This window comes from Mycobacterium helveticum (assembly GCF_007714205.1).
GTDB classification, from domain to species: Bacteria; Actinomycetota; Actinomycetes; order Mycobacteriales; family Mycobacteriaceae; genus Mycobacterium; species Mycobacterium helveticum.
This window is the reverse complement of sequence record NZ_VMQU01000425.1, coordinates 1-221: the sequence shown is the minus strand read 5'-3', so window position 1 is coordinate 221 and position 221 is coordinate 1. Positions and strand designations below refer to the sequence as shown.

The window sequence follows — 221 nt, the reverse complement described above, 5'->3', positions numbered from 1 at the left end:
GGTCACCGCGGCCACCACTTCGCCTCGACCGCGCTGATGGACCCGATGACCAAGGCGTTCGTCGCCGACATCCGCGGTTTCGTCGCCGCGCGAGGCCTGGAGTTGGTGTCGTTCGGCAAGGAACGCAAAGACGACATCGCCCAAGAGTTTTTGGCCCGGTTCAGCGGCGCCGAGGGCGTGTTGTTCGTCGGGCGGGCCCAAGAGAAGGCGCTGGTGTGGCG

1 pseudogene is annotated in these 221 nt (G+C 67.0%); it reads left to right on the top strand.

The annotated features are described in order from the left end of the window. A pseudogene (locus tag FPZ47_RS28825) lies at positions 1-221 on the top strand (hypothetical protein); the annotation flags it as partial.